Origin of the sequence: Sphingopyxis sp. H115, from assembly GCF_001468465.1 — a bacterium.
Taxonomy (GTDB): domain Bacteria; phylum Pseudomonadota; class Alphaproteobacteria; order Sphingomonadales; family Sphingomonadaceae; genus Sphingopyxis.
The window spans coordinates 15,723-33,620 of record NZ_LNSA01000033.1 but is presented as its reverse complement, the minus strand read 5'-3'; the positions used below and the strand labels follow the sequence as shown (position 1 = coordinate 33,620).

17 protein-coding genes are annotated in these 17,898 nt (G+C 64.9%); all 17 read left to right on the top strand.

Translation table 11 applies throughout. From position 1 onward, the window contains the following. Positions 1-9: 9 nt before the first annotated feature. The 17 genes from ATE71_RS18355 (at position 10) to ATE71_RS23195 (ending at position 17,835) form a co-directional block, all read left to right on the top strand. Positions 10-921 (top strand): heme o synthase, encoded by a 912-nt coding sequence (locus ATE71_RS18355; protein ID WP_058804788.1) that lies wholly within the window; start codon positions 10-12, stop codon positions 919-921. Beyond that, positions 918-1,067 (top strand): hypothetical protein, encoded by a 150-nt coding sequence (locus ATE71_RS22760; RefSeq protein ID WP_201022984.1) that lies wholly within the window; start codon positions 918-920, stop codon positions 1,065-1,067. The genes ATE71_RS18355 and ATE71_RS22760 overlap by 4 nt, the downstream gene beginning before the upstream one ends. An 8-nt stretch (positions 1,068-1,075) precedes the next feature. Continuing rightward, positions 1,076-1,633, top strand: a complete 558-nt coding sequence (locus ATE71_RS18350) for a cytochrome c oxidase assembly protein (protein ID WP_235588070.1) — start codon at positions 1,076-1,078, stop codon at positions 1,631-1,633. Between the two features lie 81 nt (positions 1,634-1,714). Next, positions 1,715-2,590: a cytochrome c oxidase subunit 3 gene (locus ATE71_RS18345; protein WP_058804786.1), complete on the top strand. Its 876-nt coding sequence runs from the start codon at positions 1,715-1,717 to the stop codon at positions 2,588-2,590. A gap of 1 nt (position 2,591) precedes the next feature. Next, positions 2,592-2,987, top strand: coding sequence for a DUF983 domain-containing protein (locus ATE71_RS18340; RefSeq protein ID WP_235588069.1), 396 nt, complete (start codon positions 2,592-2,594; stop codon positions 2,985-2,987). Further along, on the top strand, positions 2,980-3,621 hold the full coding sequence (locus ATE71_RS18335) for an SURF1 family protein (RefSeq protein ID WP_058804805.1): 642 nt from the start codon (positions 2,980-2,982) through the stop codon (positions 3,619-3,621). Before ATE71_RS18340 ends, ATE71_RS18335 begins: the two co-directional genes overlap by 8 nt. Before the next feature lie 81 nt (positions 3,622-3,702). Beyond that, positions 3,703-5,100, top strand: coding sequence for a threonine synthase (gene thrC, locus ATE71_RS18330; RefSeq protein WP_058804785.1), 1,398 nt, complete (start codon positions 3,703-3,705; stop codon positions 5,098-5,100). Positions 5,101-5,104: 4 nt separating this feature from the next. Next, positions 5,105-5,983 (top strand): class I SAM-dependent methyltransferase, encoded by an 879-nt coding sequence (locus tag ATE71_RS18325; RefSeq protein WP_058804804.1) that lies wholly within the window; start codon positions 5,105-5,107, stop codon positions 5,981-5,983. 154 nt (positions 5,984-6,137) lie between these two features. After that, entirely contained in the window at positions 6,138-6,509 is a 372-nt protein-coding gene (locus ATE71_RS18320; protein ID WP_058804784.1) for a PRC-barrel domain-containing protein, read from the top strand. Positions 6,510-6,750: 241 nt separating this feature from the next. Next, a complete protein-coding gene (locus tag ATE71_RS18315) occupies positions 6,751-9,735 on the top strand; it encodes a TonB-dependent receptor (protein WP_058804783.1) in 2,985 nt (994 codons plus the stop codon). Positions 9,736-9,839: 104 nt separating this feature from the next. Then, positions 9,840-11,387 carry a tryptophan halogenase family protein gene (locus ATE71_RS18310; RefSeq protein ID WP_058804782.1) on the top strand — a complete coding sequence of 516 codons (1,548 nt, stop codon included), beginning with the start codon at positions 9,840-9,842 and terminating at the stop codon, positions 11,385-11,387. 14 nt (positions 11,388-11,401) lie between these two features. Then, a complete protein-coding gene (locus tag ATE71_RS18305) occupies positions 11,402-12,121 on the top strand; it encodes a SapC family protein (RefSeq protein WP_058804781.1) in 720 nt (239 codons plus the stop codon). Beyond that, complete coding sequence (locus tag ATE71_RS18300) at positions 12,114-13,145, top strand: cupin-like domain-containing protein (RefSeq protein WP_058804780.1); 1,032 nt, start codon at positions 12,114-12,116, stop codon at positions 13,143-13,145. The genes ATE71_RS18305 and ATE71_RS18300 overlap by 8 nt, the downstream gene beginning before the upstream one ends. After that, the gene (locus tag ATE71_RS18295) at positions 13,142-14,641 is read left to right on the top strand and encodes a tryptophan halogenase family protein (RefSeq protein ID WP_058804779.1); all 1,500 of its coding nucleotides are present in this window, start codon (positions 13,142-13,144) and stop codon (positions 14,639-14,641) included. The genes ATE71_RS18300 and ATE71_RS18295 overlap by 4 nt, the downstream gene beginning before the upstream one ends. Further along, positions 14,641-15,585 carry a family 16 glycosylhydrolase gene (locus tag ATE71_RS18290; protein ID WP_058804778.1) on the top strand — a complete coding sequence of 315 codons (945 nt, stop codon included), beginning with the start codon at positions 14,641-14,643 and terminating at the stop codon, positions 15,583-15,585. Before ATE71_RS18295 ends, ATE71_RS18290 begins: the two co-directional genes overlap by 1 nt. Then, complete coding sequence (locus tag ATE71_RS18285) at positions 15,585-16,649, top strand: LacI family DNA-binding transcriptional regulator (protein ID WP_058804777.1); 1,065 nt, start codon at positions 15,585-15,587, stop codon at positions 16,647-16,649. The genes ATE71_RS18290 and ATE71_RS18285 overlap by 1 nt, the downstream gene beginning before the upstream one ends. After that, positions 16,642-17,835, top strand: coding sequence for an MFS transporter (locus tag ATE71_RS23195; protein ID WP_058804776.1), 1,194 nt, complete (start codon positions 16,642-16,644; stop codon positions 17,833-17,835). Before ATE71_RS18285 ends, ATE71_RS23195 begins: the two co-directional genes overlap by 8 nt. Positions 17,836-17,898 lie beyond the last annotated feature (63 nt).

The following is a 17,898-nucleotide window of genomic DNA, read 5'->3' as shown; positions in this document are numbered from 1 at the left end:
GGAGTAAAGATGGCGCAGAGCCTGACCCATGGCGAAACGGCGCTTCCCGCCGACTGGCGCGACCTGTTTGCGCTGACCAAGCCGCGCGTCATGTCGCTGGTGGTGTTCACCGCGCTGTGCGGGCTGCTCGCGGCGCCGGGCGCGGTGCATCCGGTGCTCGCTTTCTCATCGATCCTCGCGATTGCGCTGGGGGCGGGCGCTTCGGGCGCGCTCAACCAATGGTATGAGGCTGGCCTCGACGCCAAGATGAAGCGGACCGCGGGGCGGCCGCTGCCCGCCGGACGGCTCGACCGGCAGACCGCATTGCAATTCGGCGTCGGGCTTGCAGCCTTTTCGCTGTTCCTGATGCTGTTCGCGTCGAACTGGCAGGCGACCTTGCTGCTCGCCGCCTCGATCCTTTTCTATGTATTCGTCTACACGATGTGGCTGAAGCCGCGCACGCCGCAGAACATCGTCATCGGCGGGGCGGCAGGCGCCTTTCCGCCGCTGATCGGCTGGGTCGCCGCGACGGGCAGCATCGCGCCGCTGCCGGTGCTGCTGTTCCTGCTCATTTTCCTGTGGACACCGCCGCATTTCTGGGCGCTCGCGCTGTTCGTCCGCTCGGACTATGCCGCTGCGGGCATTCCGATGATGCCCGTCGTCGCGGGCGAAAAGTCGACGCGGCGGCAGATCCTCGTTTACGCTGTCGTCATGGCGATCGGCGCAATCGCGCCCTGGGCGCTCGGGCTGACCGGCCCGCTTTACGGCTGGACCGCGGTGATCCTGTCGGCGCTGTTCGTGCTGCTGTCGATCCAGGTCGGCACGCGCACGACGGGCGAAGGCGATTTGATGCAGCCCGAAAAGCGGCTGTTCGCTTATTCGATCGCCTATCTTTTCATTCTCTTCGGCGCTGTCGTCGCCGACCATTGGTGGCCGCTATGACCGAAGAACCCCAGCCTGAGCCTTTCGACGAAGCCGAATATCGGCGCCGCCAGCGCAGCCGCGCCAATCTGATGGCGTGGATGCTGGGTGGTTTGGCGATCCTCTTTTTCTTCATCACCATCGCCAAGATGCAGATTTTCGCATGATTGCCCGCATGTCCCCCAACGCGAAGACCGCCAGCCTTGCCGCGCTGCTCGCGCTCGCGATGGTGGGCCTCGGCTTCGCGGCGGTGCCGCTCTATAATCTTTTCTGCCGCGTGACCGGCTTCGGCGGCACGACGCAGCGGTACGATCCCGTCGCTGCGGCGGAGGAACCGAAGATCCTGTCGGACACGATCTCGGTGCGCTTCGACGCCAATGTCTCGCCGAACCTGCCGTGGAAATTCTATCCCGAACATCCGACCGACACCGTCAGCATCGGCGCACGCGACATGGCGATCTTCATCGCCGAAAATAATTCGTCGCGCCCTGTCGTCGGGACCGCGAGCTTCAACGTGACGCCCGACCAGGCGGGCAAATATTTCACCAAGATTCAGTGCTTCTGCTTCACCCAGCAACGACTGGAGCCGGGGCAACAGATGCGTATGCCCGTGCTGTTCTTCGTCGATCCCAAAATCAAGGACGACCCCGACGCGCGCGATGTGCAGGAAATCACCTTGAGCTACACCTTCCACCCTTCAGATGCGGTAGACGAGGGTAAAAAGGCGAGCTAAGGCCGCGAACAAGAGTCTAACAAGGGCCGGCAGATGATGGGGAATCGTCGTGTCGGGGCTGCAAAAAACGGGAAACACGCCATGTCCGGTGCCAAACATCATGACTATCACCTCGTAAATCCCAGCGTCTGGCCGCTCATCGGCTCGGTCGCTGCGCTCGTGATGTTCTTCGGGCTGGTGATGGCGATGCACGCCGATCATTTCGGCGGCGTCGGCAAATGGGTCCTCGGCCTCGGTTTCATGGGTGTGATCGCCACCTTCTTCAGCTGGTGGTCCGACGTGATCAACGAAGCGCATGCCGGCGACCATACCCCGGTTGTCCAGCTGCACCTGCGTTACGGCATGATCCTGTTCATTGCGTCGGAAGTGATGTTCTTCGTCGGCTGGTTCTGGGCCTGGTTCGACTTTTCGCTCTTCCCGGTGCCGATCGAATATGCCGATGGCGCGGTCACCTCGCTGTTCGGTCAAGATGGCGCCGCCGCGATTACGATGTGGCCGCCGAAGGGCATTGAAGTCATCGATCCCTTTTCGCTGCCGTTGCTCAACACGCTGATCCTGCTGTGCTCGGGCACGACGATCACCTGGGCGCACCACGCGCTGATTCACGGCGACCGCGAGGGGCTGAAGAAGGGCTTGTGGCTGACGATCATCCTCGGTGTCGTCTTCTCGACGATCCAGGCCTATGAATATGCCCATGCGCCGTGGGGTTTCGGCCAGAGCAACTATAGCTCGGCTTTCTACATGGCGACCGGCTTCCACGGTTTCCACGTTCTCGTCGGGACGATCTTCCTGATCGTCTGCCTCGTGCGTACCTATAAGGGCCATTTCACCCCGCAGCAGCATTTCGGTTTCGAAGCCGCTGCCTGGTACTGGCACTTCGTCGACGTCGTGTGGCTGTTCCTCTTCATCATTGTCTATGTCTGGGGCGGCTGGGGCGCGCCGATCGCCGCGCACTAAATTGCCGACCGGCGATAATATTCAAAAGGGGCAGCCGCCGGTCTGGCGTGCTGCCCTTTTTGGCCTTTGCCCCGAATGCGGCGCGCCGACCCTGTTCGACGGGCCGGTGAAGTTCCGCGAAAAATGCGGCAGCTGCGGGCTCGACTATGGCCGCTACAATGTCGGCGACGGACCCGCAGCCTTCCTGACGCTGATCATCGGCGCGCTGCTCATCGCGATCGCGCTGACGCTCGATGCCCTCGTGCGCCCGCCTTTGTGGGTGCATGTCGTCCTGTGGGTGCCGCTGACCGCCGCCGCCGTCGTCTATGGCCTGCGCGTCGGCAAAGGCGCGCTGCTGGCGAGCGAGCACCAGCGTCAGGCGGCCGAAGGCCGGCAGGTGGATGGCGAAGATGACTGAACCGACCGAACCCCGGCGGCGCTGGCCGCTGATCCCGACGCTGCTGGTGCTCGCCGCGATCGCAGTGATGATCGGGCTGGGGGTCTGGCAGCTCCAGCGCAAAAGCGAGAAGGAGGCGCTGATCGTTTTGTACCAGCGCAACATGGCCATGTCGTCGCTGGTAACCTATCCCGTGCTGCCGCCGGTCGAGGACCGATTCCTTTACCGCAAGAGCAGCGTCGTCTGCCTGGAGCCCGTGCGCTGGGATCAGCGCAGCGGTACCGACCGCCAGGGCAAGTCGGGCATCCGCATGATCGCCGACTGCCGCACCGGGGCCGAGGGGCCGGGGGTGCTGGTTGATGTCGGTATCGGCGACGATTTCGATCCGCCCGAATGGACCGGCGGGACGGTGCAGGGAACGATCGTTCCCGGACCCGAGCAGCCGACGGTGATGGAGCGCGCGATGGGTAAGGCGGTGCCCGCGCGGGCTATGCTGATCGCCGATCGGCCGATCGAGGGGCTTCGTGCCAGCGCAGTGCCCTCCGCCGACGATACGCCGAACAATCACCTGGCTTATGCGGTGCAATGGTTCCTCTTCGCCGCCGCGGCGCTCGTCATCTATATTTTGGCCGTCCGCCGCCGCGCGCGGCCTTGAGCCGCCCGCAAAGTTTTTCGGCGATTTCCGAGCCGCGAAATGTTCCATTTCGCGCGAAATCGCTCTAGGCGCATCTCCGTCATGGACTATATCAGCACCCGCGGCTCTGCGCCGACCCTCGATTTTCGTGCCGCGACGCTCGCGGGGCTTGCCAGCGACGGCGGCCTCTATGTGCCCACGAAATGGCCGCGGCTGAGCCCTGACGAGATCCGCGGCCTCGCTGGGCTCGATTATGTCGAAACGGCGGTGCGCGTGATGGCGCCGTTCGTCGCGGGGGCGCTGAGCGAGGATGAACTCCGCGAGCTGTGCAAGGCGGCCTACGGCCGCTTCAGCCACGATGCAGTGACCCCGCTGGTCCAGCTCGACCATCGTCACTGGCTGCTCGAACTCTTTCACGGCCCGACGCTGGCGTTCAAGGACGTCGCGCTGCAATTGCTCGGCCAGCTGTTCGAAAAATTCCTGAGCGGAGGCAACACCGACATCACGATCGTCGGCGCGACCTCGGGCGATACCGGCTCAGCGGCGATCGAAGCGGTCGCGGGGCGCGAACATATCCGCATCTTCATGCTCCACCCCGAAGGCCGCGTCAGCGACGTCCAGCGCCGCCAGATGACGACGGTGCTGGCGCCCAACGTTCACAATATCGCGATCGACGGCAGCTTCGACGATGCGCAGGCGATGGTGAAGCGGCTATTCGGCGACGAAGAGGCGCGGGGCCAGGTCACGCTGTCGGCGGTGAACAGCATCAACTGGGCGCGACTGATGGCGCAGATCGTCTATTATTTCTACGCTGCGGTCCGGCTCGGCGGTCCCGACCGCGCGGTTGCCTTCTCAGTGCCGACGGGCAATTTCGGCGATGTGTTCGCGGGCTATGTCGCGGCGCAAATGGGGCTGCCCGTCGCGAAGCTTGTCGTCGCGACGAACGTCAACGACATCCTCCACCGCGCGCTGACCAGCGGCGATTACAGCGCGGGCACGGTGACGCCGACCGCGACGCCGAGCATGGACATCCAGGTCAGCAGCAATTTCGAACGGCTGCTCTTCGACCTCGCAGGCCGCGACGGCGCCGCGATCACCGCGATGATGGCCGAGTTCGATACGAACCGCGCAATGTCGATCCCCGCCGACATGCTGGCCGGCGCGCGCGACCTGTTTTCGAGCGCGAGCATCGATGGCGACAGGATGGCGCTGGCGCTGCGCTGGGCGCAGGAGCGTGGCGGGCAGATCATCGACCCGCACAGCGCGGTCGGCCTTGCCGCGGCCCGCGCGCTCGATATCGATGTCGACATTCCGGTCGTTACGCTTGCGACCGCGCATCCCGCCAAGTTCCGCGAGGCGGTCGAACGTGCGACCGGCGTGCGGCCGTCGCTGCCCGCGCGGCTCGGCAATCTGTTCGATCGCGAGGAGCGCTATACCAAGCTTCCCGGCGATTATGACGCCGTAAAGGCGTTCATCCTGGCGGAAGCTGCGCGTGGCTGATCTGTTGCCCCTCGTCACGCTCGTCGGCGAGGCGTGGGACGATTATGGGCTGGTCGACAGCGGGAACGGGCGCAAGCTCGAACGCTATGGCCGCTACCGCTTCATCCGACCCGAGCCGCAGGCGATGTGGGCGCCCGCGCTCCCGGCGAGCGAATGGGAGGCCGCCGACGGCGAGTTCGTCCCGGCATCGGACGACGACGGCGGCGGCCGTTGGTATTACAGCAAGCCCGTGCCGCAGGAGGGCTGGCCGCTCGGCTGGCGCGAGACGCGCTTCACCGCGAGTTGCACGCCTTTCCGTCACCTGGGTTTCTTTCCCGATATGGCCCCGGTGTGGGACTGGCTGCGCGGACAGGTTGCGGGCAAGCCCGACCCCGCCTTCCTCAACCTCTTCGGCTACACCGGCGTCGGCAGCCAGGCGCTCGCCGCCGCGGGGGCGTCGGTGACGCATGTCGACGCGTCGAAGAAATCGGTGTCGCAGGCGCGCGAAAATGCCGCGCTCGCGGGTATGGCCGACAAGCCGATCCGCTGGATCGTCGACGACGCGGGCAAGTTCACCGCGCGCGAGGTGCGGCGCGGGAAGCGCTACGACGCGATCCTGCTCGACCCGCCCAAATTCGGCCGTGGTCCGAACCAGGAGCGCTGGCAGCTCGAGGAAGGCCTTGCCCCGCTGCTCGCCGACTGCCGCCAGCTGCTCGACGCCGACAGTCGCGCACTGTTCCTGACCGTCTATGCCGTGCGCATGTCGGCGCTGGCGATCGGCGAACTTCTGAGCCAGCTGTTCGCCGACCTGCCCGGAAAGGTCGAGTGCGGCGAACTGGCGGTGCGCGAGGAGGCGAGGGGGCTGCTGCTGCCGACCGCCATCTTCGCACGCTGGAGCCGCTGACCGCGCGCTGCGCGCGAGCGGGCTCTGCTTTGCGATGAATCGAGCAACTCCGGCGTGCGGGCCTCGTTGCTTGAACAGGGGGGCTTTAACGGGGCGCGGCACGGCCGGATCCTCCGATCGATGTTTCGCCCCCCGCGCCAAAGGAGAATTTCCCATGGCCGACACACTCGAACGCACCGAGACTCATCGCCTGATTTCGTCCGACAAGGTCGAAGGGACCAAGGTCTATAATCCGCAAAATGAAAAGCTCGGCACGATCGCCAATGTGATGATCGACAAGAAGTCCGGCAAGAGCGAATATGCCGTCATGGAATTCGGCGGCCTGTTCGGTCTCGGCAGCGACCATTATCCGATTCCCTGGGACATGCTGACCTATGACACCGACAAGGGCGGCTATGTGGTCGATATCCCCAAGGACAAGCTGACGGGTGCCCCGCGTTATGCGCGCGACGCAACGCCGGATTACACCGACGAATATGGCCGCAGCGTCTTTGGATATTACGGTCTGCGCTATCCGATGCTGTAACCTCGACGTCCGAAAACGAAAGGAGCGGCCGGGCGAACGCGTCCGGCCCGCCCTCCCTGGATCCGGCCGAGGCGGCGTCGGGAAGGCTTTTGCTGCATACGTTTGCTGCGCGAAATTCCGCAACATTGTGACCCAAATGCCACGCCCGACGCGTTGACAATGAGAACGTTCCCATTTAGATAACGTTCACATAACGGGAATGCCGCCACCAAAAGAGAGCGGCTGTTTTGGGAGGAATGGGATGCGGGCGTCTCAAAAGCATTGGCTTGCAAAATTTCTGGTCGGCACGTCGGCGCTGTCGCTGATGGGGGTCGCACAGGCGGCGCATGCGCAGGAAGCGCCCGTCGACAGCGATGTAAGTGGCGACGAGATTGTCGTCACCGGCATCCGCGCCAGCCTCGCCGCCTCGGCCGACATCAAGCGCGAAGCGCAGGGCGTGGTCGATGCGATTTCCGCCGAGGATATTGGCAAATTCCCTGACACCAACCTCGCCGAATCGCTCCAGCGCATCACGGGCGTCTCGATCGACCGCTCGAACGGCGAAGGCTCGCTGGTCACCGTTCGCGGCTTTGGTCCCGAATTCAATCTTGTGACGCTCAATGGCCGGCAGATGCCGACCGCGCTGATCGGCGACGGCGGCAGCGCTCCCTCGTCGCGGTCGTTCGACTTCGCCAACCTCGCGTCCGAAGGCATCGCATCGGTGGAGGTGTACAAGAGCGGCCGCGCGACCATCGAGTCGGGCGGCATCGGGTCGTCGATCAACATCCGTACCCCGCGCCCGCTCGACAACCCGGGGATGCGCGGCAGCCTGGCGGTCAAGGGCGTCTATGATTCGTCGCGCAACAATAGCGACCCGATCACGCCCGAAGTGTCGGGCATCTTCAGCACCACTTTTGCCGACGACCGGATCGGTATCATGGTCGCGGGGTCGTACCAGAAGCGCAAATCGAGCACCAATACGGCGAATGTCGGCTGGCGCGACGGCTATCTGGGCAGCGAAAACAACTGGGGTTCGCTTGCGCAGCCGGGAACGCCGCGCGCCGATAACATCACCAACCGGCCGGGTCCGGACGACGTATATCAGGTACCGCAGAACGCGTCCTACGACCTTAACGATATCAACCGTGAGCGCATCAACGGGCAGGCGGTGTTGCAATTCCGGCCGACCGACGGACTGACCGCGACGGTCGATTATGTCTATTCGCGCAACACGGTCGAAACGCGCAACAGCAATGTCGGGGTCTGGTTCAACCACGAAAATACATCGAGTGCGTGGACCGATGGCCCGGTCGCGGGCCCGATCTTTTACAGCGAGATATTCGCGCCGCCGACGGGCACGCCCGGACCCGATGCGCTCTATGGCGGCAAGGATCTGTCGTACAGCGGTGCGTTGACCGAAAACCGGGCCGAGAATAAGTCGCTCGGCTTCAACCTCGAATGGAAGGGCGCGGACGGGGTATCGTTCGAACTCGACGCGCATCATTCGACCGCCGAAGTCAATCCGGTCAACCGCTTCGGGTCGAGCATGTCGCTGGGCAACGCCGTGTTCGGCGTCCAGAACCAGGCGATCAATTTCGAAAATGACCTGCCGGTCATATCCTACGGCATGTATCCCGGCATCGACCCGCTCGATGCCTCGCTGATCACGCCGACGGGCAATGCTTTCCGCAACGCCTTTTTCCGCAACCGGATCAACCAGGTGCAATTGCGCGGTCAATATGACCATGACGGCGGCTTCCTCGACAGCATCGATTTCGGCGTGTCCTATATCGACAGCAAGGTGCGGTCGGCATTCGGTACGGTCCAGAACGACGACACCTGGGGCGGTGCCGGCCCGGCGGCGGATATTCCCGACGACATCTTCACGCTGGTCACGCTGCCCGACAAGTTCCCGGGGCTTGCCCAGCAGGGGATGATCCAGAGTTTCTATACCTTCGATTTCGAACGGCTCGCCGATCTGAACGAGCAGAATTACCAGGTTTGCAGCAATCCCGCGACGGGCGCCGCCCAGCCGGGTACTTGCCTGGCCGTGTTCAACACCGACCGGCGTATCTCCGAAAAGACGCTGGCGCCTTATCTGCAGGTGGCGACGGTGTTCGACCTGTTCCAGAATCCCGCGCACTTCACGGCGGGCATCCGGTACGAGACGACCGATATCTCGTCGGCGGCGCTGGTGCCGGTGCCCGTCACGACGACGTGGATCGGCGACAATGAATTCAACGTCGTCTTTTCGGGCGAAAGCGACTTCACGCGGTTCAAGGGGTCGTACGATAACTGGCTGCCGGCGGTTGATTTCGACGTCTCGCCGATGGAGGATGTCAAGCTGCGTGCGTCGTACAGCCACACGATTACGCGCCCCGACTATGCGAGCATGCAGGGCGGGCGGACGATCGACACGCTGTTCCGTGTCGGCGGCGGCACGGGCGCGCAGGGCAATCCGGGGCTGATCCCGTACAAGTCGAAGAATATCGACCTGTCGGCGGAATGGTATTACGGGCGCGATTCCTATCTTTCGGTGGGCTATTTCCACAAGGATGTGAGCAATTTCATATCCTCGTCGCGCATCGACAGCAGCGCTTTCGGCCTGACGACGCCGGTGGGCGGTCCGCGCTGGAACGCCGCGATCGCCGCGATCGGGGCCGACGCAACGGTCGCGGAAATTCGGGAATATATCATCGACAATTTCCCCGACACGGTCACGGGCAACATCATCAATGCCGCGCCCGGCGACCCGCTGGTCAATTTCGAAATCACCACGCCGGTGAACAGCGACCAGACCGCGTCGCTCAACGGCTGGGAGTTCGCGATCCAGCATAGTTTCTGGGATACGGGTTTCGGCGTCATCCTGAACTATACGATCGTCAACGGCGACGCGACGTACGACAATACGCAGCCGTCGTCGGTGCCGCAGTTCGCGCTCACCGGGCTCAGCGACAGCGCCAATGCCGTGGCATTCTATGACAAGGGCGGGCTCCAGGCGCGTGTCGCGTGGAACTGGCGCGACGAATTCCTTGCCGGAACGGGACCCAACCCCTTCTACACCGAGGAATATTGGCAGGTCGATGCCAGCGCGAGTTATGAGTTCATCCCGGGCTTTACCGCCTTCGTCGAGGCGATCAACCTGACGGGCGAGGGGCGCCGCGGGCATCTGCGGCACAAGAATAACGTCACCTTCGTCCAGCCGGGCTTCGCGCGCTACGCGGCGGGGGTCAGGTTCAGCTTCTAGAGCGGCGGGCCATTTCTGCCGGGTCGCAGGCAAGGGGGTCGTGCCTTTCCGGGCGCGGCTCTTTTGCGTGACGAGGGCGGTTTCACGGCCTAGGATCGACGATAATGAATAGCGCGATCGAGAGGGTTGTCATCGTGGGCGGCGGCACCGCCGGCTGGCTGGCGGCCTCGTTGCTCGCGACGTCGCGGCGGGCGAAGGCGGCGCCGCTGTCGGTGACGGTGGTCGAGGCGCCCGACGTCGCGATCGTCGGCGTCGGCGAAGGCACCTGGCCGACGATGCGTGCCACGCTCCACACGATTGGGCTCGACGAGGGCGCGTTTCTCGCCGCTTGCGACGGGGCGTTCAAGCAGGCCTCCCGCTTCGACGGCTGGGTCGATGGATCGGCGGGGGATAGCTATCTCCATCCCTTCACCACGCCGCCACCGATCCCGACGGGCGAATTGCTCGCGGCGTGGCAGGCCTCGGCCCCCGGCCAGTCTTTCGCTGCGGCGATGAGCGCGCAGGCGGCGGTGTGCATGGATCATCTTGCGCCGCGGCAGCGGACGATGCCGGACTATCAGGGCGCGGCCAACTACGCCTATCATTTCGCCGCGGAGAAATTCGCGGCGCTGTTGTCGGCGCACGCGACGCAGGCTTTGGGCGTCGAACATATCCGGGCCCGCGTCACCGCCACGCGGCGTGCGGCAAATGGCGACATCGCCGCCGTGATCATCGCCGACGGGGACGCGATTGCGGGTGACCTGTTCATCGACTGCACCGGCTTCAAGGGGCTGTTGATCGACGGCGAACTCGGCGTCGAGTGGATCGACCGCGGCGACCACGCCTTTAACGACCGCGCGATCGCCTCGCAGGTGCCAGTGCCGCCGGGCAGCCCGATCGCGTCGCAGACGATCGCGACCGCGCACGAGGCGGGCTGGATATGGGATATCGGGCTGCCGTCGCGGCGCGGCATCGGCTGCGTCTATTCGAGCCGTTTTATGGACACCGAGCGCGCGGAAGCGATCCTGCGCGACTATATCGCGCGCGAATTGCCCGGCGCGATCCCCGAAGAGGGGGCGTTCGGGGTGCCGCTCAAGCATATCAGCTTCCGTACCGGCCATCGCGCCCGCTTCTGGGAGAAAAACTGTCTTTCGATCGGCCTCGCGGCGGGGTTCATCGAGCCGCTCGAAGCCTCCGCGATCGTGCTGATCGAATTGTCGATGCGCGCGCTCACCGACAATTTCCCGGCCGACCGTGCCGCGATGGACATTCATGCGGCGCGCTTCAACAGGCTGTTCCGCTATCGCTGGGACCGGATCGTCGAGTTTCTGAAGCTTCATTATGTGCTCAGCCGCCGCGACGAGCCTTATTGGCGTGCGCACCGCGACCCCGATCATATCCCGCCGCATCTGGTCGAATTGCTGACCTTGTGGCGCGACCAGCCGCCATCTTCGTCGGATTTCCCCTATGTCGACGAGATTTTCTCGGCCGAAAGCCACCAATATATCCTCTATGGCATGGGCTTTCCCGCCCCCGCCGGCTGGCCCGCAAGCGACCGCGCGCTGTCGGCGCTCGCCGAGATGCGGCAGCGTGCGCGCACGCTGGCCGCGGGATTGCCGACCAACCGCGCTTATCTCGACACACTCGCCGCCGATCGCGTTGCGGCCGAATAGGAAGAATGAGACGAATGACCCAGCACGCCGTACTCGACAATCGGGCCCATCGCGAGCTGCGGGTGCGGGCGGAGGCGGGCGCGAACCTGGGCGACGGGGTGATGGCGACGCTGACCGTGCCGAACGAGTTTCGCAACGTCCAGGGGCATTTCCCGATCCTGTTCCGGCGCGAGGTCGACCGCAACGCGTTCATCGCGGTCGCCTTGCTCGGCTTTGAATCGGGCGAAAATCTCTTCCTCAACGGCGATCGCTGGGATGCGCGCTATCGGCCGCTGTCGCTCGCGATCCAGCCCTTCCTGATCGGCCGTCCGGCGACCGGCGACGGTCCGGGACAGGTGCATGTCGACCTCGCCCATCCGCGCATCGCGACGGACGGCGAGGGCATTCGCCTGTTCGATACCGACGGCGCGCCGACGCCTTATCTCGACCAGATTGCCGAGCGCCTTGGCGATCTCGACGAGGGGTATCGCGCGAGCAAGGGCTTTTTCGACGCGCTCGATGCCTATGAATTGCTCGAACCCTTCAGCCTCGAGGTCACGCTCGACGATGGCTCGATCAACTCGCTCGTCGGCTTTCATATCATCGACGAGGCGAAGCTGCGCGGGCTGGACGGCGAAGCGCTCGGCGCGCTCCACGCCGACGGTCATCTGATGCCGATCTTCATGGCGCTCGCCTCGTTGTCGCAATTGTCGGCGCTCGTCGCACGCAAGAATCTGAGGTCGGGCGGTGGCTGAGCAGGGCGGCGCCTTCACCGACCGGCTCGCGCGGGTGCCCGAGCGGTCATGGGATAAGGGGGCGGGGCCGGGCGCGTTGCTGGAAGGCGCGCGCGAACCCTTTGTCCTGCGCGGCCTCGTCGCCGACTGGCCGCTCGTCGCGGCGGGCAAACGCTCGGCGCGCGATGCACGGCGCTATCTGCTCGACCATGCGCGCGATCGCCCGTTCAAAGTGTCGATCGGCCCGCCGGGGCACGACGGGCGGCTGTTCTACGATGACGAAATGCAAATGAATTTCCGGGTCGGGACGGGCAGGCTCGCCGATATCCTGGGTGGCATCGACACCGCCGAAGCGCGGGGTGAGGCGCGCACCGTCTATCTGGCGTCGATCGATATTCCATCACATTTCGACGGGCTCGACGAGGAAAACGCCGTCGACCTTGGCGACCGCGATCCCCTCAAGAGCATTTGGATCGGCACGCGCACCAAGATCGCGGCGCACAATGATTTTCCCGACAATCTGGCCTGCTGCGCCGTCGGGCGCCGCCGCTTCACGCTTTTCCCCCCGGGCGCGTTCCGCAACCTCTATCTGGGGCCGATCGACAACACGCCAGCGGGCCGCGTCGTCAGCATGGTCGATTTCGACGCGCCCGACCTGGCCGCGCACCCACGTTTCGTCGAAGCGATGGCCGAGGCGCTGACCGTCGAGCTTGAGCCCGGCGACGCGATCTTCATCCCGTCGATGTGGTGGCACCATGTCGAGGGGCTCGCCGACTTCAACATCTTGGTGAACTATTGGTGGCGGCGGACCCCCGCATGGCTGGGCCAGCCGCAGGCGGCGCTCAACCATGCGATCCTCGCGATCCGCGACCTGCCGGCCGAGGACAAGGCGATCTGGCGCGAGCAGTTCGACCATTATGTCTTCGACAATGACGCGAGCGTCACCGACCATATTCCCGAAACCGCGCGCAGCATCCTTGCCCCGCTTACGTCCGAGACGGCGGGGCGGCTGCGCGCCTTCTTGCTGAGGGCCTTGAGTAAATGAGCGACAGGAAACCGGTGCAGCGCGTCGTCATTGCGGGCGGGGGCACCGCCGGATGGATGATGGCGGCGGCGATCGCGCGCACGATGGGGCACACGGTCGATCTGACGTTGGTCGAGTCCGAGGCGATCGGGACGATCGGCGTCGGGGAATCGACGATCCCGCCGCTGGTCAATTTCAACCGCATCCTCGGCATCCCCGAACCCGAATTCATGCGCGCGACGCAGGCGACCTTCAAGCTCGGCATCCTGTTCGACAATTGGAAGCACGACGGCGACAGCTATTTTCACAGCTTCGGTTTGTCGGGCAAGGATCACTGGTCGGCGGGCTTCCAGCATTTCTGGCTCAACGCGCGCGAGCGCGGGCACGAACAGCCTTATGAGGATTATTGCCTGGAGCTCGTTGCAGGAATGCAGGGCAAGTTCGCGCATCTGCCCGAAGACCGGATGAATTACGCCTATCACGTCGATGCGACGCTCTATGGCCGCTATCTGCGCAAGCTGGCCGAGGCCGACGGCTGCACGCGCGTCGAGGGCAAGATCACGCGCGTCGAGCTCGACAGCGAGACGGGCGATATCGCCGCGCTGCACCTCGATGGCGAGCGGCGGGTCGAGGGCGACATGTTCGTCGATTGCACGGGCTTTCGCGGCCTGCTGATCGACGGGGCGCTGCACGCGGGGTTCGAGGATTGGAGTCACTGGCTGCCCAACGACAGCGCGATCGCGGTGCAGTCGAAACATCTGGGCCCGCCGATGCCCTATACGCAGGCGATCGCGCACGACGCGGGTTGGCAATGGCGCATCCCGCTGCAGCACCGCATGGGCGCCGGGATCGTTTATACCAGCGGTTACCTGTCGCGCGACGAAGCGTATGACCGGTTGATGAGCAGCGTCGGCGAGCCGCTGATCGAACCGTTCGACATCAAGTTCAAGGGCGGCGTGCGGCGCAAGCAATGGTATCGCAATTGCGTCGCGGTCGGCCTTGCGGGCGGGTTTGTCGAGCCGCTCGAGGCGACGACGGTGCATCTGATCCAGCGGGCGGTGCTGCGTTTCATCCGCCTGATGCCGAACGGACGCGTCAGCGAGCGCGATGCGCAGGAGTTCAACGACCAGCAGCGGCTGGACATCGAGCAGATCCGCGATTTCGTCGTGCTGCACTATAAGGCGACGAACCGCCGCGACAGCCCCTTCTGGCGCCATGTCGCGACCATGCCGGTCCCCGATACGCTGCAGCAGAAGATCGAGCTGTTCCGCGAAACGGGTCGCGTGTTCCGCAAATATGAGGAGCTGTTCGCCGAGAATAGCTGGGTGCAGGTGATGATGGGGCAGGGGATCGAGCCGCAGACCTATCACCCGATCGCCGCCAAGCTGCGCGACGACGAGGTCGAGCGATTGTTCCAAACGCTGCGCGACAATATCGCGCAGACGGTCGCGACGCTGCCCGAGCATCATGCCTATGTCGCGCGCTATTGCGGCGCCGAGGAGCCAAAGGCCGCCTGATGCGCGCTGCTGCGAGCCTGATGCTGGCCGCCGCGCCGGTCGCCGCTGCGGCGGCGCACGAGCCAGCCGGCGACGGCTGGCGGCTCGTCTGGTCGGACGAGTTCGACGGGAGCGCGATCGACCGCGGTAAATGGGATTTCGACGTCGATTGCTGGGGCGGCGGCAACAATGAACGCCAATGCTATACCGACCGGCCCGCCAATGCGGCGCTGAGGGACGGCAAGCTGATCATCACCGCGCGCAAGGAGGCGATGACCGGGCCCGCCTTCCCGTTGTCGCAGCGCGGCGACCCCGAAAAGGCGGTGACAGAGGCGACGAAGCCCTTTACCTCGGCGCGGATTGTCACGCGTGGCAAGGCGGCGTGGACCTATGGCAAGATCGAGGTGCGCGCGAAACTGCCGCAGGGGCAGGGGACGTGGCCCGCGATCTGGATGCTGCCCGAGACCAGTCATTACGGCAGCTGGGCGGCGTCAGGGGAGATCGACATATTGGAGGCGGTGAACCTTGGCGTGCGGTGCGACGAATGCGCCGGTGGGGTCGAGAATCGCATCCTCGGAACATTGCATTTCGGCGGGCAATGGCCGGACAACCTGCATAAGGGCGACGAGACCACGCTTCCCGCCCCGCTCGACGGCTTTCACATCTTCGGCATCATCTGGGAAAAGGGAAAGATTGTCTGGACGGTCGAAGGCAAGCCCTATGCGACGCGCGTCGCGAGCGAATGGTCGACAAGCGGATCGGGCGATCCCGCCGCGCCGTTCGACCGTCCCTTTCACCTGATCCTGAACCTCGCGGTCGGCGGCGGGCTCGCCGAGGGGCGCGGGACGAAGGGAGTCGATGAAAGCGGCTATCCCAAAAACATGGAAATAGACTGGGTTCGCGTCTGGCAATGTGACGGCAATGCCGTTAGCGATTGCGGCAATAGGGGGGATCAAGGCGAATAATGGGGCGGCGGCGGCAGTCGGTTACGATCAAGCATGTTGCAGCCGACGCGGGCGTGTCGCTGCAGACGGTGAGCCGTGTCATCAACAACGAGCCCAACGTCCGCCCCGAAATGAAGGAGCGCGTCCAAGCGTCGATCGACAAATTGGGCTACGTCCCGTCGATCGCCGCGCAGCGGATGAGCGGATCGCGTTCCTACCTGATCCTGGCGATCAACGACCGCGAACGCACGATCGCCGACTGGCAGGGGCGGCAGGGCGTCGACTGGGTCGACCAGATGCTGCTCGGCGGGATGCTGAAATGCGCCGAATATGGCTATCGCATGATCTTCGAACTGGTCGACACGCACAACGACCATGTCGAGCGCGAATTGCGCGCGGCGATCGCGGCGCTCCAGCCCGACGGGGTGATCCTGACCCCGCCGCATTCGGACAATCCGCTGATCGTCGGCCTGCTCGACCAGCAGAAAATCCCGTTCGCGCGCATCGGTTCGCGCGGCGGCGCGGCCGGAATCGCGCTGACGATGGACGACGAGGGATCGGCGCGCCGCGCGACGCGGCACCTGATCGATCTGGGGCACCGGCGCATCGGTTTCATCCCGGGGTCGCCCGAATATAGCCTCAGCCGCTGGCGCATCGACGGGTGGGAAGCCGAAATGGCGGCGGCAGACTTGGCCACCGACGGGTTGCTGGCCGAGGGAGATTTCACCTATGCGTCGGGCGCCGCGGCGGCGCGGCACTTGCTTTGCGGTCCCAATCCGCCGACCGCGATCATCGCGAGCAGCGACCAGATGGCATTGGCGACGCTCGAGGTCGCGCGCGACCTGGGTTTCGACGTGCCGGGCCAATTGTCGATCGTCAGTTTCGACAACACCCCGATCGTGCGCTTTACCCAGCCCGCGCTGACCGCGGTCGACCAGCCGGTCGCCGAAACCGCGTCGCGCGCGGTCGAGTTGATCATCGCGGCCCAGCGCGGCGCACCGCGCCCGACCGAACCGACGCGCGTGCAGGGCGGCCTGGTCGAGCGCGGATCGACCGCCGCTCCGTCCGTCGCCGTCCATGGCTGACCCCGACGCCCCGCGCCGCCAGTCCCTTGCTTTCCTGCTGCTATATGCGCTCGCATCGGCGGGGGGAGCGATGGCCTATGTCCCCTTCCTGACGATCTGGCTGCCCGGCCGCATGACCCAGCTGGCCGGGGCAGGGGACGTTCAGATGCTGGGCTATGTCACCTTTTTCGGCGCGATTGCGGCGAGCGTCGGCGGCATCGGTTTCGGGTGGCTGAGCGACCGGACCGGTAACCGGCGCAGCTGGATATTGACCGGACTCGCCTTGACGATCGGCTTGCTGCTCGTCGTTCCGCTGGCGCAGAATATCTGGACGCTGGTCGCGACGATCATCGCTTGGCAGCTGACGCTCAACATGATGCTCGGGCCGCTCGCGGCGTGGGCCGGCGATCTCGTCCCAGACGAACAGAAAGGCTTGCTGGGCGGCCTGCTTGCGTTTTCGCCGGCGCTGGGCGGCTGGTCGGGATGGCTCGTCACCTGGCCGGGGCTGGTGTCGGCGGATCAACGGCTCGTCGTTATCGCCCTGCTTGTTGCCGGCGCCGTCTTGCCCGTACTGCTGGTCGGGCGCCCGCGGTCCTTTCCCGAACTCACCGCGCCGCCGGCGCGCGACGCTGCGGCGCGGCCGGTACGGCCGAGCGGTCCCGCGGTACGCATGTGGCTCGCGCGCCTGCTCGTCCAGATTGCCGAGGCGGCGCTCTTCGCCTATCTCTATTTCTGGTTCCGCTCGATCGATCCCGCGATGCACGACAATGAAAAGGCGCGATTGTTCGGCATGGCGCTGACGATCGCGATCCCGATCGCGCTCGCGAGCGGGCGCTGGGCCGATCGCAATGACCGGCCGTTCCTGCCGCTCGTCGTCGCGGCCGCGGGGTCGAGCATGGGGATGGTCGGTATGGCGCTGTCGACCGGGCTCGACGCGGCAAAGGCAAGCTATCTGGTGTTCGGCATCGCGACGACGGTGTTCCTCTCGCTGCATAGCAGCCAGACGCTCCGCATCCTGCCGAGGTCGGACCGGCGCGGGCGCGACCTTGGCATATTCAACCTTACCAACACCGTGCCGTCGCTGATCATGCCCTGGCTGACGATCTCGCTCGTCCCCGGCTTCGGTTTCGATGCGCTGTTCCTGTTGCTCGCCGCGCTGTCGGCAATCGCGGTCCTGCTGCTCGCGACGATGCCGCGCCTTCGTTGAACAGCTGAAACATGCCTTGCTTTCGGTGGGACACTATGCGACATAATTTTGATAACGTTCACA

Coding starts and splice junctions, on each gene's coding strand:
- ATE71_RS18355 (WP_058804788.1), top strand. CDS start 10: ATGGCGCAGAGCCTGACCCATGGCGAAACGGCGCTTCCCGCCGACTGG.
- ATE71_RS22760 (WP_201022984.1), top strand. CDS start 918: ATGACCGAAGAACCCCAGCCTGAGCCTTTCGACGAAGCCGAATATCGG.
- ATE71_RS18350 (WP_235588070.1), top strand. CDS start 1,076: ATGTCCCCCAACGCGAAGACCGCCAGCCTTGCCGCGCTGCTCGCGCTC.
- ATE71_RS18345 (WP_058804786.1), top strand. CDS start 1,715: ATGTCCGGTGCCAAACATCATGACTATCACCTCGTAAATCCCAGCGTC.
- ATE71_RS18335 (WP_058804805.1), top strand. CDS start 2,980: ATGACTGAACCGACCGAACCCCGGCGGCGCTGGCCGCTGATCCCGACG.
- thrC (WP_058804785.1), top strand. CDS start 3,703: ATGGACTATATCAGCACCCGCGGCTCTGCGCCGACCCTCGATTTTCGT.
- ATE71_RS18320 (WP_058804784.1), top strand. CDS start 6,138: ATGGCCGACACACTCGAACGCACCGAGACTCATCGCCTGATTTCGTCC.
- ATE71_RS18315 (WP_058804783.1), top strand. CDS start 6,751: ATGCGGGCGTCTCAAAAGCATTGGCTTGCAAAATTTCTGGTCGGCACG.
- ATE71_RS18310 (WP_058804782.1), top strand. CDS start 9,840: ATGAATAGCGCGATCGAGAGGGTTGTCATCGTGGGCGGCGGCACCGCC.
- ATE71_RS18305 (WP_058804781.1), top strand. CDS start 11,402: ATGACCCAGCACGCCGTACTCGACAATCGGGCCCATCGCGAGCTGCGG.
- ATE71_RS18295 (WP_058804779.1), top strand. CDS start 13,142: ATGAGCGACAGGAAACCGGTGCAGCGCGTCGTCATTGCGGGCGGGGGC.
- ATE71_RS18290 (WP_058804778.1), top strand. CDS start 14,641: ATGCGCGCTGCTGCGAGCCTGATGCTGGCCGCCGCGCCGGTCGCCGCT.
- ATE71_RS18285 (WP_058804777.1), top strand. CDS start 15,585: ATGGGGCGGCGGCGGCAGTCGGTTACGATCAAGCATGTTGCAGCCGAC.
- ATE71_RS23195 (WP_058804776.1), top strand. CDS start 16,642: ATGGCTGACCCCGACGCCCCGCGCCGCCAGTCCCTTGCTTTCCTGCTG.